Below are 13,592 nucleotides of genomic sequence, written 5' to 3'. Positions count from 1 at the left end.
GTGGCGCTTCAGGGGGAGTTGCGGGGGTCCTGGGGCGCATAGCTTCGGGGGCATGAACGATATCGATCTCGTGCCGATCCGCCGGACCACCAGGGGTGCCGCGCGGTTGACCGTCATTGCCGGGTGGGCGGTGGTCGCGATCGGGCTGCTGCACATCGCCGCTATCGCGCCGTCCGCGGCCTGGGCCGACTGGTTCGACGGGTCGCTTCGCGTCCTTGGAGAGGACTGGGAATCCATCGCAACGTTCTGGGCGCTGCCGGGCGGGCTGGCGGTGCCGGTGATCCTGTTGGGGCTCTTGATGATCCGCTTCGGGCGACAGCGGCAGGCGATCGGGTTGTGGTTCCCGGTGGCGCTGCTCGCGTGGGTGTCGTTCTGCGTGTGGCTCATCGGCCCGAGCGGGTTCATGCTCGTGTCGGTGCCGGTGGTGCTGCTCGTCGTCGCCGCGGTCCTCGATCGGAAGGCCTCAGTGGACCGTCCGTAATCGGCGCTCTGCGGCGCTCGGGAGCAGGGCCGCGACCGCTGCGTTGAGCCGGTCGGCGTCCGCTTCGGTGAGCACCAGGTGGTGCAGGACCGCGACGGCCGCCAGGGCCAGCGAGGCAAGGTCGGCTGCTTGCGGGACGCGGCCGAGGCGCTGTTCGGCGGCGAGGTAGGCGGCGACCGAGCGTTCGACGGCGTCGAGGCCCGCGGTCTCCTCGCCGAGGACGGCGTGGACGCGGGGGACCAGGTCGGGGCGCAGGATGAGGAGTTTCGCCAGGGCGGTGAGGGCCGGGCGGGGGATGGTCAGGAGGGCGTCGGCGAGGTTCGCGGCGACCGTGGCCCGGCCGGCGCGTTCGGGGAGGGCGGCCGCGGCGGCGCTGACGGTGAAGGCGCGGTCGACCGCGTAGGCGGTGAGGAAGTCGTCGAGGTCGGTGAAGTGGGCGTAGAGCAGCCCGGCCGCGACCCCGGCTTCGACGGTGACGGCGCGTCCGCTGAGGCGGGCCGGGCCGTCGCGGAGGACCACCTGTTCGGCGGCGGCGAACAACTGCTGCCTGAGCTGGGGGATCGCGATTCCTCTGGGCATGGCGGCCAGTCTATCGGCCCCTCCGGAAGCAGGTTTGAGCGATGGTTCATACTCGGATGAACACTTGTTCATTCTGAGGAGGACGAGATGGCGGACGGCAGACGGGCGATCGTGGTCGGGGCCGGGATCGCAGGGCTCGCCGCGGCGATGCGGCTCCACCGCGCCGGATGGAAGACGCTCGTGGTCGAACGAGCCCCCGCGCGGCGCAGCAGCGGCTACATGGTCAACCTCCTCGGCGGCGGCTACGACGCGGCCGAGCGGCTCGGGCTGATCCCCGCGCTCAAACTGCGCGACCTGGGCGTCTTCACCTCTATCCTCGTCCGCGCCGACGGCAGCCCTAAGTTCACGGTCCCCGCCGCCGTGGTCGAGGCCGCCGTGGGCCCGCGCGCGCTCAGCGTGTTCCGCGGCGACCTGGAGACGGTCCTGTACGAGGCGGTCGAGGATACCGCCGAGTTCCGCTTCGCCACCACCGTCGAAGCGGTGCAACAGGAATCGGAAGCCGTGGTCGCGACCCTCAGCGACGGCTTGACCGAACGGGCCGAGCTCCTGATCGGCGCCGACGGCCTCCACTCCAGCGTCCGCGGCCTGGTCTTCGGGCCCGAGTCCGACCACCGTGTCGACATGCGGCACATGGTCGGCGCCTTCCCGCTCGACACCGTCCCCAGTGGCCTCGCCGAAGGCTCCGGCACCACCTTCATCGGCCCCGGCCGCACCGCCGCGGTCGTCAACCTCGGGCCCGGCCGCTCCTCGGCGTTCTTCACCTACCGCACCGACGACGCCGAAGCGGCACTCGCGCTCGGACCCGCCGCGGCGCTCGGCGCCGCGTTCGGCGACCTCGGCGGCGGCGCACCGGAAGCCTTGGGGCAGATGCGTCCCGAGACCGTCTACTTCGACTCGGTGAGCCAGATCGTCACCGACGCATGGAGTCGAAGCAGGGTGGTGCTGCTCGGCGACGCCGCCTGGTGCGTGACGCTCTTCGCCGGATACGGTGCGGCGCTGGCGCTCTCGGGCGCCGACCTCCTCGGCGACGCACTGGAGCGCCACGGCGACGACGTCCCGGCGGCGCTTGCGGAATGGGAGCCGCTGCTGCGGCCCGAGGTGCGCAAGCGCCAGGCGCTCGCGCGGCGCGGCATGGCTCAGTTCGCGCCGCCCACCAAGGCGCACATCTGGATGAACGACCTCACGATGCGCGCCATCCAGGTGCCCGGCATCCGACAACTCGTGCAGCGCGCGATCCGCGCCTCCCGATAGGCTCGCAGCAGAAGGGGGCGACATGGGGGATGTGCTCGGGGCTTGGGAGCCCGCGTCGCTCGCGGCGGTGCGCGACTGGATGGCGCCGGTCGGCGCGCCGTGGTGGATCGCGGGCGGCTACGCGATCGAACTCGCCGTCGGGACGCCGTTCCGCGCGCACGGCGACGTCGACGTCCTGCTGCTGCGGACCGACCAGCTCGCCGCGCAGCGGGCGCTGCCGGACTGGGAGTGGTGGGCGGCCGACCCGCCGGGAACACTGCGGCCCTGGGAGATCGGCGAGACCCTGCCCGCGGACGTCCACGACGTCTGGTGCCGACCGGGCCCGGACCGGCCCTGGGCGTTGCAGTTCATGCTCGACGAATCCGAAGGCGGCCAATGGGTCTCGCGGCGCGACCCGCGCATCCGGCGCCCGGTGGCCGCCATCGGCCGCACCGGCCCGGACGGCCTGCCGTACCTCGCGCCCGAGATCCAGCTCTTCTACAAGGCGAAGGGCCTGCGTCCCAAGGACGAAGCGGACTTCGCGGCGGCCCTGCCCGTCCTCGACTCACCGCAGCGCCGGTGGCTCCGCGAGTCCCTCGCGCTCACCCACCCCGGCCACGTCTGGATCGACCGTCTCGAAGGTGACTGGCCCCGCCGGAGCCGGAGCTCCGGCGGGGTACCGACTAACTGAACGCGCTGGGCAGGCGAGGAGTGTAGTGCGCCTCCAAGGCCTCGACCTCGTCGTCGGAGAGGTCGATGTCCAAGGCCGCGACCGCGTCCGCGAGGTGGTGCGACTTCGTCGGCCCCACGATCGGCGCGGTCACCACGGGCTGGTGCAGGACCCAGGCCAGCGCGACCTGCGCCATCGGCACGCCCCGGGCCTCGGCGATCTTGCGGACCGCGTCGACGATCGGCCGGTTCTCCTCGCCGTCGTAGCGCCCGCCCATCGGGTCGGCCTGCGAACGGGTCGTGCTCGCGCCCCATTCGCGGGCCAGGCGCCCCTTTGCGAGCGGGCTCCACGGCAGCGACCCGACGCCCTGATCGGCCAGCAGGCCGAACATCTCGCGCTCCTCCTCGCGCTGGAGGAGGCTGTACTGGTCCTGCATGGACACGAACCTGGTCCAGCCGCCGAGGTCGGCGGCGTGCTGCATCTTCGCGAACTGCCAGGCCCACATGGAGGACGCGCCGATGTAGCGGACCTTGCCGGCCTTGACGAGGTCGTGGAGCGCCTCCATGGTCTCCTCGACCGGCGTGTCGGGGTCGAACCGGTGGATCTGGTACAGGTCCACGTAGTCGGTCTTCAACCGCTGCAGCGAGGCGTCGATCTGCTCGAACACCGCCCGGCGGGACAGGCCCGAACCGCCAGGTCCATCATGGACCTTGAAGAAGAGCTTCGTGGCGAGCACGACGTCCTCGCGGCGCGTGTACCGCTCGACGGCCTCGCCGACGATCCGCTCCGAGTCGCCCGCCCAGTACATGTTCGCGGTGTCCCAGAAGTCGATCCCCAGCTCCACGGCCTGGCGGAACAGCGGCGCCGCGGCGTCCGCGTCGAGCCCCCATCCTCCCGGCTCGTCGGGCATCCTGCCGAAGCTCATGCACCCCAGTGCGATCCGGCTGACCTTGAGCCCTGAGGACCCGAGTCTCGTGTACTCCATGCTGCGACTCCTCTCGCGATGCGGTCGTAGGCCGCCAATGGTAGGCGCGTCGGCGGCGCATCGGACCCGCCGCAGGTCAGGCCGCGAATCTCGCGGGGGTCGTGCCGACCACGCGCTTGAAGTGGCGCGTCAGGTGCGCCTGGTCGTAGAAGCCGGTGGCGGCGGCGACCGCGTGCGGCGCCTCCCCGGCGAGCAGCAGCCGCCGCGCCCGGTCCACGCGGCGCGTGACGAGGTACTGGTGCGGCGCGATCCCGAACTCGACGCCGAAGGCCCGCACCAGGTGCACCGGGTGCGCGTGCAGCATCCCCGCCGCCTCGCGCAGGCTCACCCCGGCGGTGACGCGTTCGTCCAGCAGTTCTCGCAGGCGCAGCGCCAGGCGCCGGTCGCGTCGCGGCTCGACCGGTGCGCTCCGCAGGTGACCGCGGAGCCGTTCGGCGACGAACTCGACGCGGCTTTCGGCCTCCAGCTCCTCGCCCGGCAGCCGCAGCGTCTCGTGCAGGAGGTGGATGCGTTCGCGCAGTACGGGATCGGCGATCTCCGGACCATCGACCGCGCGGCCGGTCAACGACTCGTCCAGCAGCGTCGTGTCGAGGTACAGCACCCGTTTGCGGAAGCCGTGCGGCGTGGCAGACCGACCGTCGTGCGCGACCCGCGGCGGCAGCAGCGTCACCGTGCGGACGATCGCGCCGTGCTCGTGCCGGTCGAGGCCGTAGCGCACCGCGCCCTCGTCGACGAGCAGCAGCGTCCACGTGTCGTGGACGTGCATCGGATAGGCGTGGTCGGTGAACCGCGCGTGGAAGGCCTCCGCGATGCCGCCCACCGCGGGGCGCCACGCCCTGACCACCGAACCGACCACGTTAAGAACGTACAAGACCCCGCGCCCGGCGCTCCGTAGCGTTGCGGGCATGGCAACCGAACCAGTCCGCTTCGACACCAAGATCGCCGTGCTCCTGCGCGAGGACCTCGCCACCTGGCAGCGCCTCAACGTGACCGCCTTCCTCGTCTCCGGCATCGGCACCGCCGCGCCCGAGGTCGTCGGCGAACCGTACGAGGACGCCGACGAGGCCGCCTACCTCGCCATGTTCCGCCAGCCCGTGGTCGTCCTCGAAGGCGCGAAGGACCTCCTGGCCGCCGCCCACGCCAAGGCCCTCGCGCGCGGCCTCCACCTCTCGGTCTTCACCGCCGAGCTCTTCGCCACCGGCAACGACGAGGAGAACCGCGCCGCCGTCCGGGCCGTGCCGACCGCAGGGCTCGACCTCGTCGGCATCGGGCTCCACGGCCCGCGCAACGCCGTCGACCGGGTCGTCAAGGGCGCCCGGATGCACCCCTGACCGTCTGCGATGCTGGGGCCATGCGCCCTACCGAGCCGGTCACACCCGGTCCGCCGCATCGGATCGACCGCCCGATGCTCACCCAGACCTGGCTCGACGCGGCCTTCCTGCACTGGGCCGTGCCCACCGACGCCGTCGCGCCGCACCTGCCCGCGGGCACGCGGCCCGACACGTTCGACGGCGTCTCGTACGTCGGCCTCGTCGCCTTCCGGATGCACCGCGTCGGCTGGCTGCGCCTGCCCGGCATCCCCTACTTCGGGCCGTTCCCCGAGACGAACATCCGCCTGTACTCCGTCGACGGCGAGGGCCGCCGCGGCGTCGTCTTCCGCTCCCTCGACGCCGCCCGGCTCGTCCCGGTCCTCGCCGCCCGCATCGGTTTCCGGCTCCCGTACCTGTGGGCGCGCATGGGGATCGAGTCGACCGGCGACACGCGCGTCTACACCGGCGAGCGCCGGTGGCCCGGGCCGCGCGGCACCCGCTCGCGCATCGGCGTGCGCATCGGCGAGCCGCTGCGCGAGCCCACCGACCTCGAACACTTCCTCACCGCGCGTTGGGGTCTGCACAACGGCGTCGGCGACCGCACCGTGTACCTGCCCAACGAGCACCCGCAGTGGCCCCTGCACCGCGCCGAACTCCTCGAATGCGACGACGAACTGGTCGCCGCCGCGGGCCTGCCGACCTCCGGGGGCCCGATGAGCGTCCTGTATTCGCCGGGCGTCGCGGTCCGCTTCGGCCCGCCGCAGGCGGTCGGGCGGTGAGCGGCGCCGAGATAGGGTTCGGGCCATGACCTCCCAGAAGACCTTCGCGGACGGCACCCCGTACATCGAGGCCGGAGGCTGGCGGCTGTTCTTCTCCTGGCTCGTCGACTTCGTCGTCTACCTGCTCGGCGTCGCCTTCGGCTTTGTCGTGTTCGCAGGCGTCGGCACGGCGGTGGCCGTCAGCGAGAGCGTGGTGGTGATCGGCACCCTCGCGCTGTTCATCGTGGTGCCGCTGCTGTACGGACTCCTCCTCGTCCGCGCCAGGTCCCTCGGCGCGGTCGTGACCGGCACCCGCCTCGTGCGGACGCGCGATGGCGGCCGCGTCGGCGCGAAGGGCCCGTGGGCGATGCTCGTGCGCACACTGCTCCTCCCGCTGCTGCTCATCGCCCTGATCGTGGGGGGCGGCTACGCGGACGGGACGCTCAAGCGCGTCAGCATCGACCCCGTCCGCACCCGCCGGGTCCGCGAGCAGTACGGCATCGCGCCGCTGTGACCCCTGTGTCGCACCCTTGCTCTAGTGTCGGGGGATGACGATGGACTGGCCCGCGGCGATCATCGGGCAGATGGAGTTCTACTGGGACTTCCACCTGCGACCGCGCCTCGAAGGGCTCACCGACGAGGAGTACCTGTGGGAGCCGGTCGCGGGCTGCTGGAGCGTGCGGCCGGGCCCCGACGGCGCGCTGGTCGCCGACGAGTCCGAGACGCCGCCCGAACCGCCGCCGGTCACCACCATCGCCTGGCGCATGGTCCACATCGGACGCGACGTCTTCGGCATCCGCGCCCGCTCGTTCTTCGGACCCCATGAGGGCCTTGAGGACGCCGACATGTTCGACCGCCGCCTGTGGCCCGATCCGCTCCCCGGCACCGCCGCCGACGCGATCGCCATGCTCGAAGCCGCCTACGCCCACTGGCTCGCCGGCGTCAAGGCCCTCGACCTCGCGGGCATGGAGGCGCCGATCGGGCCGAAGGGCGAGTGGTTCGCGAAGGACCCGATGGCCGCCCTGGTCCTCCACCTCAGCCGCGAACTCATGGCCCACGGCGCGGAGATCTGCCTGCTGCGCGACCTTTACCGCGCCAAGTGGAACGGGAACGGCTGAACGGATGGGCGAGGGCCGTGGTGCGCGCCGCTGGCGGGCGCCGACCGGCGACGTCTCGCGCGCCGAGGTGAGCGGCCCGGAACGACCGGGGTCCCGGACCGCTTCCGCCCGTCACGGATAGGTGCGGTTCGGGCCGCGCCGCGCCGGCAGTCGCCGCCGGCAGGCACAGCTGGCGACTCCCCGCACTCCGAGGTGGGCGACCCGGTCGAAGCGTTGACCCGGGCTGCCCTTCCGCTCAGACCTTCCCGTCGAGCAGCAGCTTCGCCGCCCGCTCCGCGCCGTCACGGCGGACCAGTCCGGCGACCTCGGCCGCGCGCTCGGCGGTCTTCGCGTCCAGGGCCATCGCGAGCGCGGAAGTCAGAGACTCGGCCGTGGGCACCGGACCCTCGTGCGCCGCACCGATCCCTAGCTCGGCGACCCGTCCGGCCCAGTACGGCTGGTCGACGATCTGCGGCACCACGACCTGCGGCGCACCGGCCATCGCCGCGGTCGTCGTCGTCCCCGCCCCGCCGTGGTGGACCACCGCCGCCGTCCTGGGGAACAGCGCCTGCTGGTTGACCTCGCCGACGACGAAGCAGTCCGCGTCCCCGTCCACCGCTTCGAGATCGGCCCAGCCGCGGCCGAGCACGAGGCGCCGCCCGTGCGCCCGCGCCGCCGCGACGGCCGCGCGGGCGGCCTCCTTCGGGTCGCGCACCGGGATGCTGCCGAAACCGACGTACACCGGCGCCTCGCCCGCGTCCAGGAACGCCTCCAGGTCCACCGGGAGCGGCCGTTCGTCCCGGAGCACCCACCCGCCGGTCTGCACCACGTCGAGCCCGATCGGCCGCCACGGGCCCAGGAGCGGGTCGGTCGCCAGCCACGGCCGGTCGGTGTACACCGAATCGCGCACGTTCGCCAAGGGCGCCAGGCCGATCGACTCCCGGTAGGCGTTCACCGGACCGCCGAACAGGTCGTTCATCACCGCCACGTCCCGGTCCCACAGCTCCCGGTTGTCGGTGACGCCCGGCGGCAGCGGCCAGCCCGGCATCGGGTGCGGCGGGTGGTCGAAGGACGGCAGCGTGGTCGGCTGAAGGAACGCCGCCGCGAACCTGACGCCCAGCCGCTCGGCGACCGCGTGCGAGACCGCGACGCTCGGGAACAGCCCGGTCGCCACGATCGCCTCGCACCCTTGCGCCGCCTCGGCCAGCGCCTCGGCGGTGAAGGCGATGAGCCCTTCCACATGCGGGCGCATGTCGGCCGAGGTGCGCGGCGCCTTCCCCTCCGTCCGCACCTCCTTGACGAGCGCCCGGATCGAAGCGCCGATCGGCAGGTGCGGCACCCCCACGCCCCCGAGCAGCTCCGCGAACTCGCGGTCCGGCGGCGCCGCCACCAGCACCTCGGCCCCGCCCTCACGCAACGCCACGGCGAGCGCCGCGAGCGGTTCGACGTCCCCGCGGGACCCGCGGCTCGTCAGCAGTACGCGCATACCCAGTCTCCTGTCATCCGGTGTCGACCGGCCATTCTGCCCCAGCTCAAAGGCCATCTCCGCAACCCGCTGTACCGCTTCCCGCGCTCCCGGCTATAAATAATGAAGGGGCGGCCGAACACCGCCCCTTTTCCGTGCCGTGCGGCCCCGCAGCGGCGTTCGGCACCCACCGGCGCGCGAGAGGACCCTCATGCCCCACTTCGACACCGCCGACGAACGGCTCTGGCGCGAAGCCGGCTCCGGCGAGGCGCAGATCCGCCTCCTCACCGGCGACCGGCCCTTCTGCGCCGGCGTCCTCGTGGTGCGCGAGGGCAGACTGCTCACCGCCTTCAGCGCCGACGGCGTCGACGCGGTCGACGCGAGCGGCACGGACTGGTTCGTCGGCGGCGTCGGCGGCGGCCAGGAACCGGGCGAGGACCCCTGGGACTGCGCGCGCCGCGAGGCCCGCGAGGAACTCGGCGTCCCGGTCCGCCTCCTCCACTCCCCGCAGACCCACCTCCACGACCTCGACGGCGGCGACCTCCGCCGCTCGCGCAGCACCGACCGGCCCGCCCCGTTCATCGTGCAGCGCACCCGGAACGCCGACCCCGCGACGCCCTACAAGCCGGGCCTCCCCGCCGGACCGTTCACCTACTTCTGCCTGTTCCTCGCCGAACTCGCCGACCCCTCGCCGCGCTTCACCCCCGACGACCCCGACATCGCCGCCCTCGTCTGGATGCCCCTCGCCGCCTGGGCCCGCCTCGACACCTCCCCGACCTTCGCCGAACTCGCCGCAGCCGGAGCGGCCGTCGCAGCAGGCGGTCCCCTCGCCGCCACCGCCCGCATCCACCAGCGGCCGACCGAAACCCTCCGCACAGCGGCGCCCCTCCTCACCGATCCGCCGCCCCTGTCCTGAGACCCGGGTCGGCCGGTGGCGCGTTTCACGTTGGGGCCGAATCGATGACGCCGGCGCCGCGTCAACCCGGCACCCCCGAGCCCGCCGCGTCGCGCGCTCCATCGTGGTTCGAGCGGGCCGGTATGACTCACCCGTCCTGATCACGTTGGCGTGCATCGGCATTCGAAGGCGCCAAAGGACATGTGCAACCTGCATCGGCTATTTACAGAGTGCTCCGGTACGGGTACCGTGACTCTGGTGAACCGCTACCCGCCGGTAGTTCCGAACCCCTGCGCGATCGAATGGGCGGTACCCATGCACCACACCCCTGCCTCCAGGACCGCCGTTCGCGGATTCCTCTCCACACCTGTGTGATCATGAAGCGACAGCGAGTATCGGTCAAGGGACGGAAGGGGAAGCGTCGCCATGTCTGACGGGCCCGCCTTCCACAACCACTTCAGCGCCGAGGTTGCCACGCTCATTCAGGCGCACGTGATCCAGATGCAGGCGCCCCGGCCGCCGAGGCCGATGGAGGTGCCGCGCGCGCCGGAGCACTGGGTCGGCCGCGAGGCGCTGCTGCAAGAAGTCGAACGGCACCTGGCCGGGCGCGACCGCTTCCCGGTGCTCGTCACCGGCGACACCGGTACCGGCAAGTCGGCGCTCGCCGCCAAGATCGCCGAGCGGGCGGCCGGCGCCTTCCCCGACGGGCAGCTTTATATCGACCTTGAGAACGAGGACGTGCTCTCCTCGACCAGGTCGACCCTCATGAGACTCGGCATCCCCAAGGACCAGCTCTCGGAGACGTTCGGCGGCCTGCTCTCCCAGTTCCGCACCGCCACGCGCGACCAGTCGATGCTGGTCGTGCTCGACGGCGTGGACGACGCGGCCGAGGGCCTGCACTTCACCCCCTCCTCGGCGTCCTCGGCGCTGGCGGTGTTCGCGCTGCGCTCCGGCGGCGGCGAGGAGGCACGCCACTTCGCACTGTCCGATCTCGACCGCGAATCGGCCATGCTCCTGCTGTGTCGCCAGTCGCGCGGTCCCGAAGGGCCGATGCCGAAGGGGACGCTGACCGCGCTGCTCGACCAGTTCGGGACGAGGCCCGGAACGCTGCGGCGGCTCGCCGGGCTCATCCGCGCGCGCCGCGCCGCCGCGCCCGCGTCCTTCGACCCGGACCTGCGCGACCTCCTCGAACACCCGCCCGCGGACCTCCTCGACGCCACCTACCGCACCCTCTCCGACTCCGCCTCCTGGCTCTACCGCCTCCTCAGCGTCCTGCCCGGACCCGAGTTCGAGCGGTCGATCCTCAAGGTCCTCCGAACCCCCGCGCACGACGGCGACAGCGCCTTCGCCGAACTCGTCAACGCCCAACTCGTCACGCCGACCCGCGACGGCAGCTACCTCGTCGAGCCCTCCGTCACCCGCGACGCGATCCGCCGGATCGAACTCGAACCGCTCCCGGTCTACCTCGTGGCGGCCATGGAGAAGAGCCTGCGCTGGTACGTCAAGCGCGCCCAGCTCGCCGACCGCGCCGTCATGGGCGAACGGCTCCGCAGGGCCGACCTGATCGCCGACGTCGACTGCCCGCCGTTCGAGGACCGGGCCGAGGCCCTCGCATGGCTCCAGGCGAACCACGCCGCCCTCCACGCCGCGATCCGCATGGCCGTGCTCCACGCCTGGAACGGCGAGGCCTGGGCGCTCGCCGAGGCGATGTGGGCCTTCTACGTCAACGTCCCCTATCCCGAAGAGGCCGAACGGGTCTACGAGGCCGGGGTGGCGGCGACTAACCGCCCGGCCGACCGGGCCAGGATGCTCCTGTTCCTCGGGCGCGTCCGGCTCGACCTGGGCGAGTACGAGTCGGCCGAGGCCGCGCTGGACGAATCGCGCGCCATCGCCGCGGCCGAGCGCGACACCGAGCTGATCGGCTCGGCCACCGAACTGCTCGGCCGCTCGAAGCACTGGCAGGGCCGCCACGCCGAGGCGATCGCCCTGTACGAGGCCTCGCTGGAGCACGCGCGCGACGGCGGCCACGCCAGGGCCGCGGCGATCCAGCTGATGTACCTGGGCCGGGCCCACCGGGACGCGGGGGACGCCGAGCGGGCCGCCGACTACCTGGAGCGGGCGCTCGCCGCGTTCACCGCCATCGAGGACGGCCGCCACGTGCTGCTCGTCGAGGCCGATCTGACGGTGCTGCGGGCGCGGCTCGGCGTCCCCGGCGCGGTCGAAGGGGCCGACCTCGTCATCGGCTGGCTGCGCCAGGCCGGTCTGTCGCGGTTCGAGGCCGACGCGCAGGAGCGGCTAGCGGCGATCGCGGAGGGGCCGGAGCGTCGGCGGCGGCTCGAAGCGGCCCTCGAAGTCCACGAGCGCATCGGGAGCGCCCAGGCCCGCAGGATCAGGCGCGAACTCGCCTAGCCAGGCCTCCAGCACGGCGGGCACGACGTCGGTCTGCGATGCGTCGCAGCGCACCTCGAACCACGGTCCGTTGCGGACCGCCAGGATCAGGTGCCCCTCGCCGACGCGCACGCTCGCGATCCGGCAGCCGCTCCAGTGGTCGAGCAGCTCGTCGAGGACGAGGAGCGCCTCGTCGCGTTCCAGCGGCGCGCCGTGGTGCAGCAGCACCTTCGCCTTCGCGAGGAGGCGCCGGTCGCGGCAGGCGTCGTACCGCACCACGACCAGGCCCCGCGCCTCCTCGGGCTCGGAGACCGGGAAGGTCAGGCAGTCGGCGCGCCCGTGCGCGAACCGCACCTCGGCGCGCCAGGACCGGGAGGGCCCGCAGCGGGCGTGGAGCCCGGGGTCGGGCAGCGCCTCCGGCGCCGGCGGTTCGCGGTGGGAGAGCCCGAGCATCTCGTAGGACTTGGCGACGATGCGCGCGGCGGGGTCGAGGTCGCGGGCGATGATGTCGCCGAAGTCGAGGAAGGCCCCGCGGGCGTGGGCCGCGATGAGCTGGGGCGCGAGCGGCAGGTCCGTCCTCAGCCACGGCGCGGTCTTGCCGATGCCGGCGAGGGCCCCGGCCTCGGGCATCTGCTCGGCGCCGAAGGCGGCCAGCATGATCGGCAGGCCGATGGCGCCGGCGTACTGGGTCACGCTGCCCGAGTCGCCCAGCACGAGGTCGGCCGCCGCGATCAGCGCCCGCCAGCCTTCATGGACCTGCGGCATGACCAGGCCGTTCCCGAGCCGCGGCCCGAGGAGCCCCGCGATCGACGGGCCCTCGCCGTGCTCAAGGTTCGGGTGCGGCACCGCGCCGACGGTGAAGCGCTCCCTCGGCAGCTCCCTGAACAGCCGTTCGAGCAGGTCGAGCTTGGACTCGCCGACGAGCGAGAGCTCGCCCCACGTCGAGGACATCACGACGAAGAGGCGGTCGCGGGGAATGCCGAGCGCCCTGCGGTACTCGGACTTGCGGTCGCGGCTCTCCCACAGCCGTTGATAGCAGAGGTCCCCTACGACCTCGGCCGCCTCCAGGGCCCCCGGGCAGTCCTCGGCCAGCTGCTCCAGCGCCGCGCGGCCCGCCAAGGGGAGCCAGTCGACCACGCGTCCGAGCCCGAGCAGCTGCTCCGGCGCCAGGCCGTAGACGCCGCTGAGGTCCTCGCGCAGCCGGTTGTTCCCCGCTCCGTGCGTGACCACCATGAACGGCACGCCGAGCGCGAACAGCTCGGCGGTCGGGCTGCACGAGACGACGAGCCCCGGCGCGTAGCCGTCCACCTTGGACCAGTCGACCACCACCGCGCCGCCCTCCCGCTCGCGCTCCCCGATGAACCGGTGCGCGGCCCACTCGAAGTGCGAACCCGGGATGACGGTGAAGGCGAGGTGCAGGCGGGGGTCCCGTTCGAGGAGGGGGAGCAGGTCGTAGTACAGCCGCGCAAGCGCTTGCATGTTCTTGCCCGCCAGCAGGATTCGATGGACCCCGCGAAACGTCGGGGAGGAGGGACTGAGTCTCATGGCAACCGGCACCACTACTGCGTCGGAGTGATTCAGGGGTCTAGCGGTACCAGATTAAGTCTCCGGTTCGCGATTTCGCCCCCTTCCGTGGGCGTGTCGCGACGTGTCGTCGAGGACCTCCTCCCCGCGACCGCGTCGCGGCGGCGCGATCCCAAGGGCGCCAACGCCTTGTGAAACGAGCGCGCGAAA

General features: G+C 72.7%; 14 protein-coding genes. 9 read left to right on the top strand and 5 right to left on the bottom strand.

Features of this window, described 5'->3' with window-relative positions:
* Nucleotides 1-52 precede the first annotated feature (52 nt).
* Nucleotides 53-481 (top strand): hypothetical protein, encoded by a 429-nt coding sequence (locus tag E9998_RS06385; protein WP_136528881.1) that lies wholly within the window; start codon nt 53-55, stop codon nt 479-481.
* Here E9998_RS06385 and E9998_RS06380 read toward each other — a convergent pair.
* The gene (locus tag E9998_RS06380) at nt 464-1,060 is read right to left on the bottom strand and encodes a TetR family transcriptional regulator (protein ID WP_136528880.1); all 597 of its coding nucleotides are present in this window, start codon (nt 1,058-1,060) and stop codon (nt 464-466) included. The two genes, E9998_RS06385 and E9998_RS06380, sit on opposite strands and share 18 nt — an antisense overlap.
* Before the next feature lie 87 nt (nt 1,061-1,147).
* On the opposite strand from E9998_RS06380, the gene E9998_RS06375 reads away from it, so the two are divergent.
* Complete coding sequence (locus tag E9998_RS06375; protein ID WP_136528879.1) at nt 1,148-2,311, top strand: FAD-dependent oxidoreductase; 1,164 nt, start codon at nt 1,148-1,150, stop codon at nt 2,309-2,311.
* A gap of 22 nt (nt 2,312-2,333) precedes the next feature.
* The gene (locus E9998_RS06370) at nt 2,334-2,981 is read left to right on the top strand and encodes a nucleotidyltransferase domain-containing protein (RefSeq protein WP_136528878.1); all 648 of its coding nucleotides are present in this window, start codon (nt 2,334-2,336) and stop codon (nt 2,979-2,981) included.
* Here E9998_RS06370 and E9998_RS06365 read toward each other — a convergent pair.
* Both E9998_RS06365 and E9998_RS06360 read right to left on the bottom strand, forming a co-directional pair.
* Complete coding sequence (locus tag E9998_RS06365; RefSeq protein ID WP_136528877.1) at nt 2,974-3,945, bottom strand: aldo/keto reductase; 972 nt, start codon at nt 3,943-3,945, stop codon at nt 2,974-2,976. The genes E9998_RS06370 and E9998_RS06365 overlap by 8 nt on opposite strands.
* Nucleotides 3,946-4,021: 76 nt before the next feature.
* On the bottom strand, nt 4,022-4,801 hold the full coding sequence (locus E9998_RS06360) for a helix-turn-helix transcriptional regulator (protein WP_240037523.1): 780 nt from the start codon (nt 4,799-4,801) through the stop codon (nt 4,022-4,024).
* Nucleotides 4,802-4,850: 49 nt separating this feature from the next.
* On the opposite strand from E9998_RS06360, the gene E9998_RS06355 reads away from it, so the two are divergent.
* The 4 genes from E9998_RS06355 to E9998_RS06340 are packed head-to-tail and all read left to right on the top strand — an operon-like array spanning nt 4,851 to nt 7,131.
* Nucleotides 4,851-5,276, top strand: coding sequence for a DUF2000 domain-containing protein (locus E9998_RS06355; protein ID WP_204745294.1), 426 nt, complete (start codon nt 4,851-4,853; stop codon nt 5,274-5,276).
* A 20-nt stretch (nt 5,277-5,296) separates the two neighbouring features.
* Complete coding sequence (locus E9998_RS06350) at nt 5,297-6,034, top strand: YqjF family protein (RefSeq protein ID WP_136528874.1); 738 nt, start codon at nt 5,297-5,299, stop codon at nt 6,032-6,034.
* Nucleotides 6,035-6,059: 25 nt separating this feature from the next.
* Nucleotides 6,060-6,527 carry a hypothetical protein gene (locus tag E9998_RS06345; protein ID WP_136528873.1) on the top strand — a complete coding sequence of 156 codons (468 nt, stop codon included), beginning with the start codon at nt 6,060-6,062 and terminating at the stop codon, nt 6,525-6,527.
* A 34-nt stretch (nt 6,528-6,561) separates the two neighbouring features.
* Nucleotides 6,562-7,131, top strand: a complete 570-nt coding sequence (locus E9998_RS06340) for a DinB family protein (RefSeq protein WP_136528872.1) — start codon at nt 6,562-6,564, stop codon at nt 7,129-7,131.
* Nucleotides 7,132-7,366: 235 nt separating this feature from the next.
* Here the strand turns inward: E9998_RS06340 and E9998_RS06335 are convergent, their stop codons facing one another.
* Nucleotides 7,367-8,596: a glycosyltransferase gene (locus tag E9998_RS06335; protein ID WP_136528871.1), complete on the bottom strand. Its 1,230-nt coding sequence runs from the start codon at nt 8,594-8,596 to the stop codon at nt 7,367-7,369.
* Between the two features lie 190 nt (nt 8,597-8,786).
* Between E9998_RS06335 and E9998_RS06330 the strand changes: the two genes are divergently transcribed.
* Together E9998_RS06330 and E9998_RS06325 are read left to right on the top strand one after the other, a co-directional pair.
* Nucleotides 8,787-9,491 carry an NUDIX hydrolase gene (locus E9998_RS06330; RefSeq protein WP_136528870.1) on the top strand — a complete coding sequence of 235 codons (705 nt, stop codon included), beginning with the start codon at nt 8,787-8,789 and terminating at the stop codon, nt 9,489-9,491.
* A gap of 405 nt (nt 9,492-9,896) precedes the next feature.
* Nucleotides 9,897-11,879 carry a tetratricopeptide repeat protein gene (locus E9998_RS06325; protein ID WP_136528869.1) on the top strand — a complete coding sequence of 661 codons (1,983 nt, stop codon included), beginning with the start codon at nt 9,897-9,899 and terminating at the stop codon, nt 11,877-11,879.
* On the opposite strand, the gene E9998_RS06320 is transcribed toward E9998_RS06325, so the two are convergent.
* A complete protein-coding gene (locus E9998_RS06320) occupies nt 11,766-13,403 on the bottom strand; it encodes a hypothetical protein (RefSeq protein ID WP_136528868.1) in 1,638 nt (545 codons plus the stop codon). The two genes, E9998_RS06325 and E9998_RS06320, sit on opposite strands and share 114 nt — an antisense overlap.
* Nucleotides 13,404-13,592: the final 189 nt, after the last annotated feature.

The organism is Glycomyces paridis, assembly GCF_004912155.1.
GTDB classification, from domain to species: domain Bacteria; phylum Actinomycetota; class Actinomycetes; order Mycobacteriales; family Micromonosporaceae; genus Glycomyces; species Glycomyces paridis.
The sequence above is the reverse complement of the archived record's forward strand: the minus strand, read 5'-3'. Positions and strand labels throughout refer to the sequence as shown.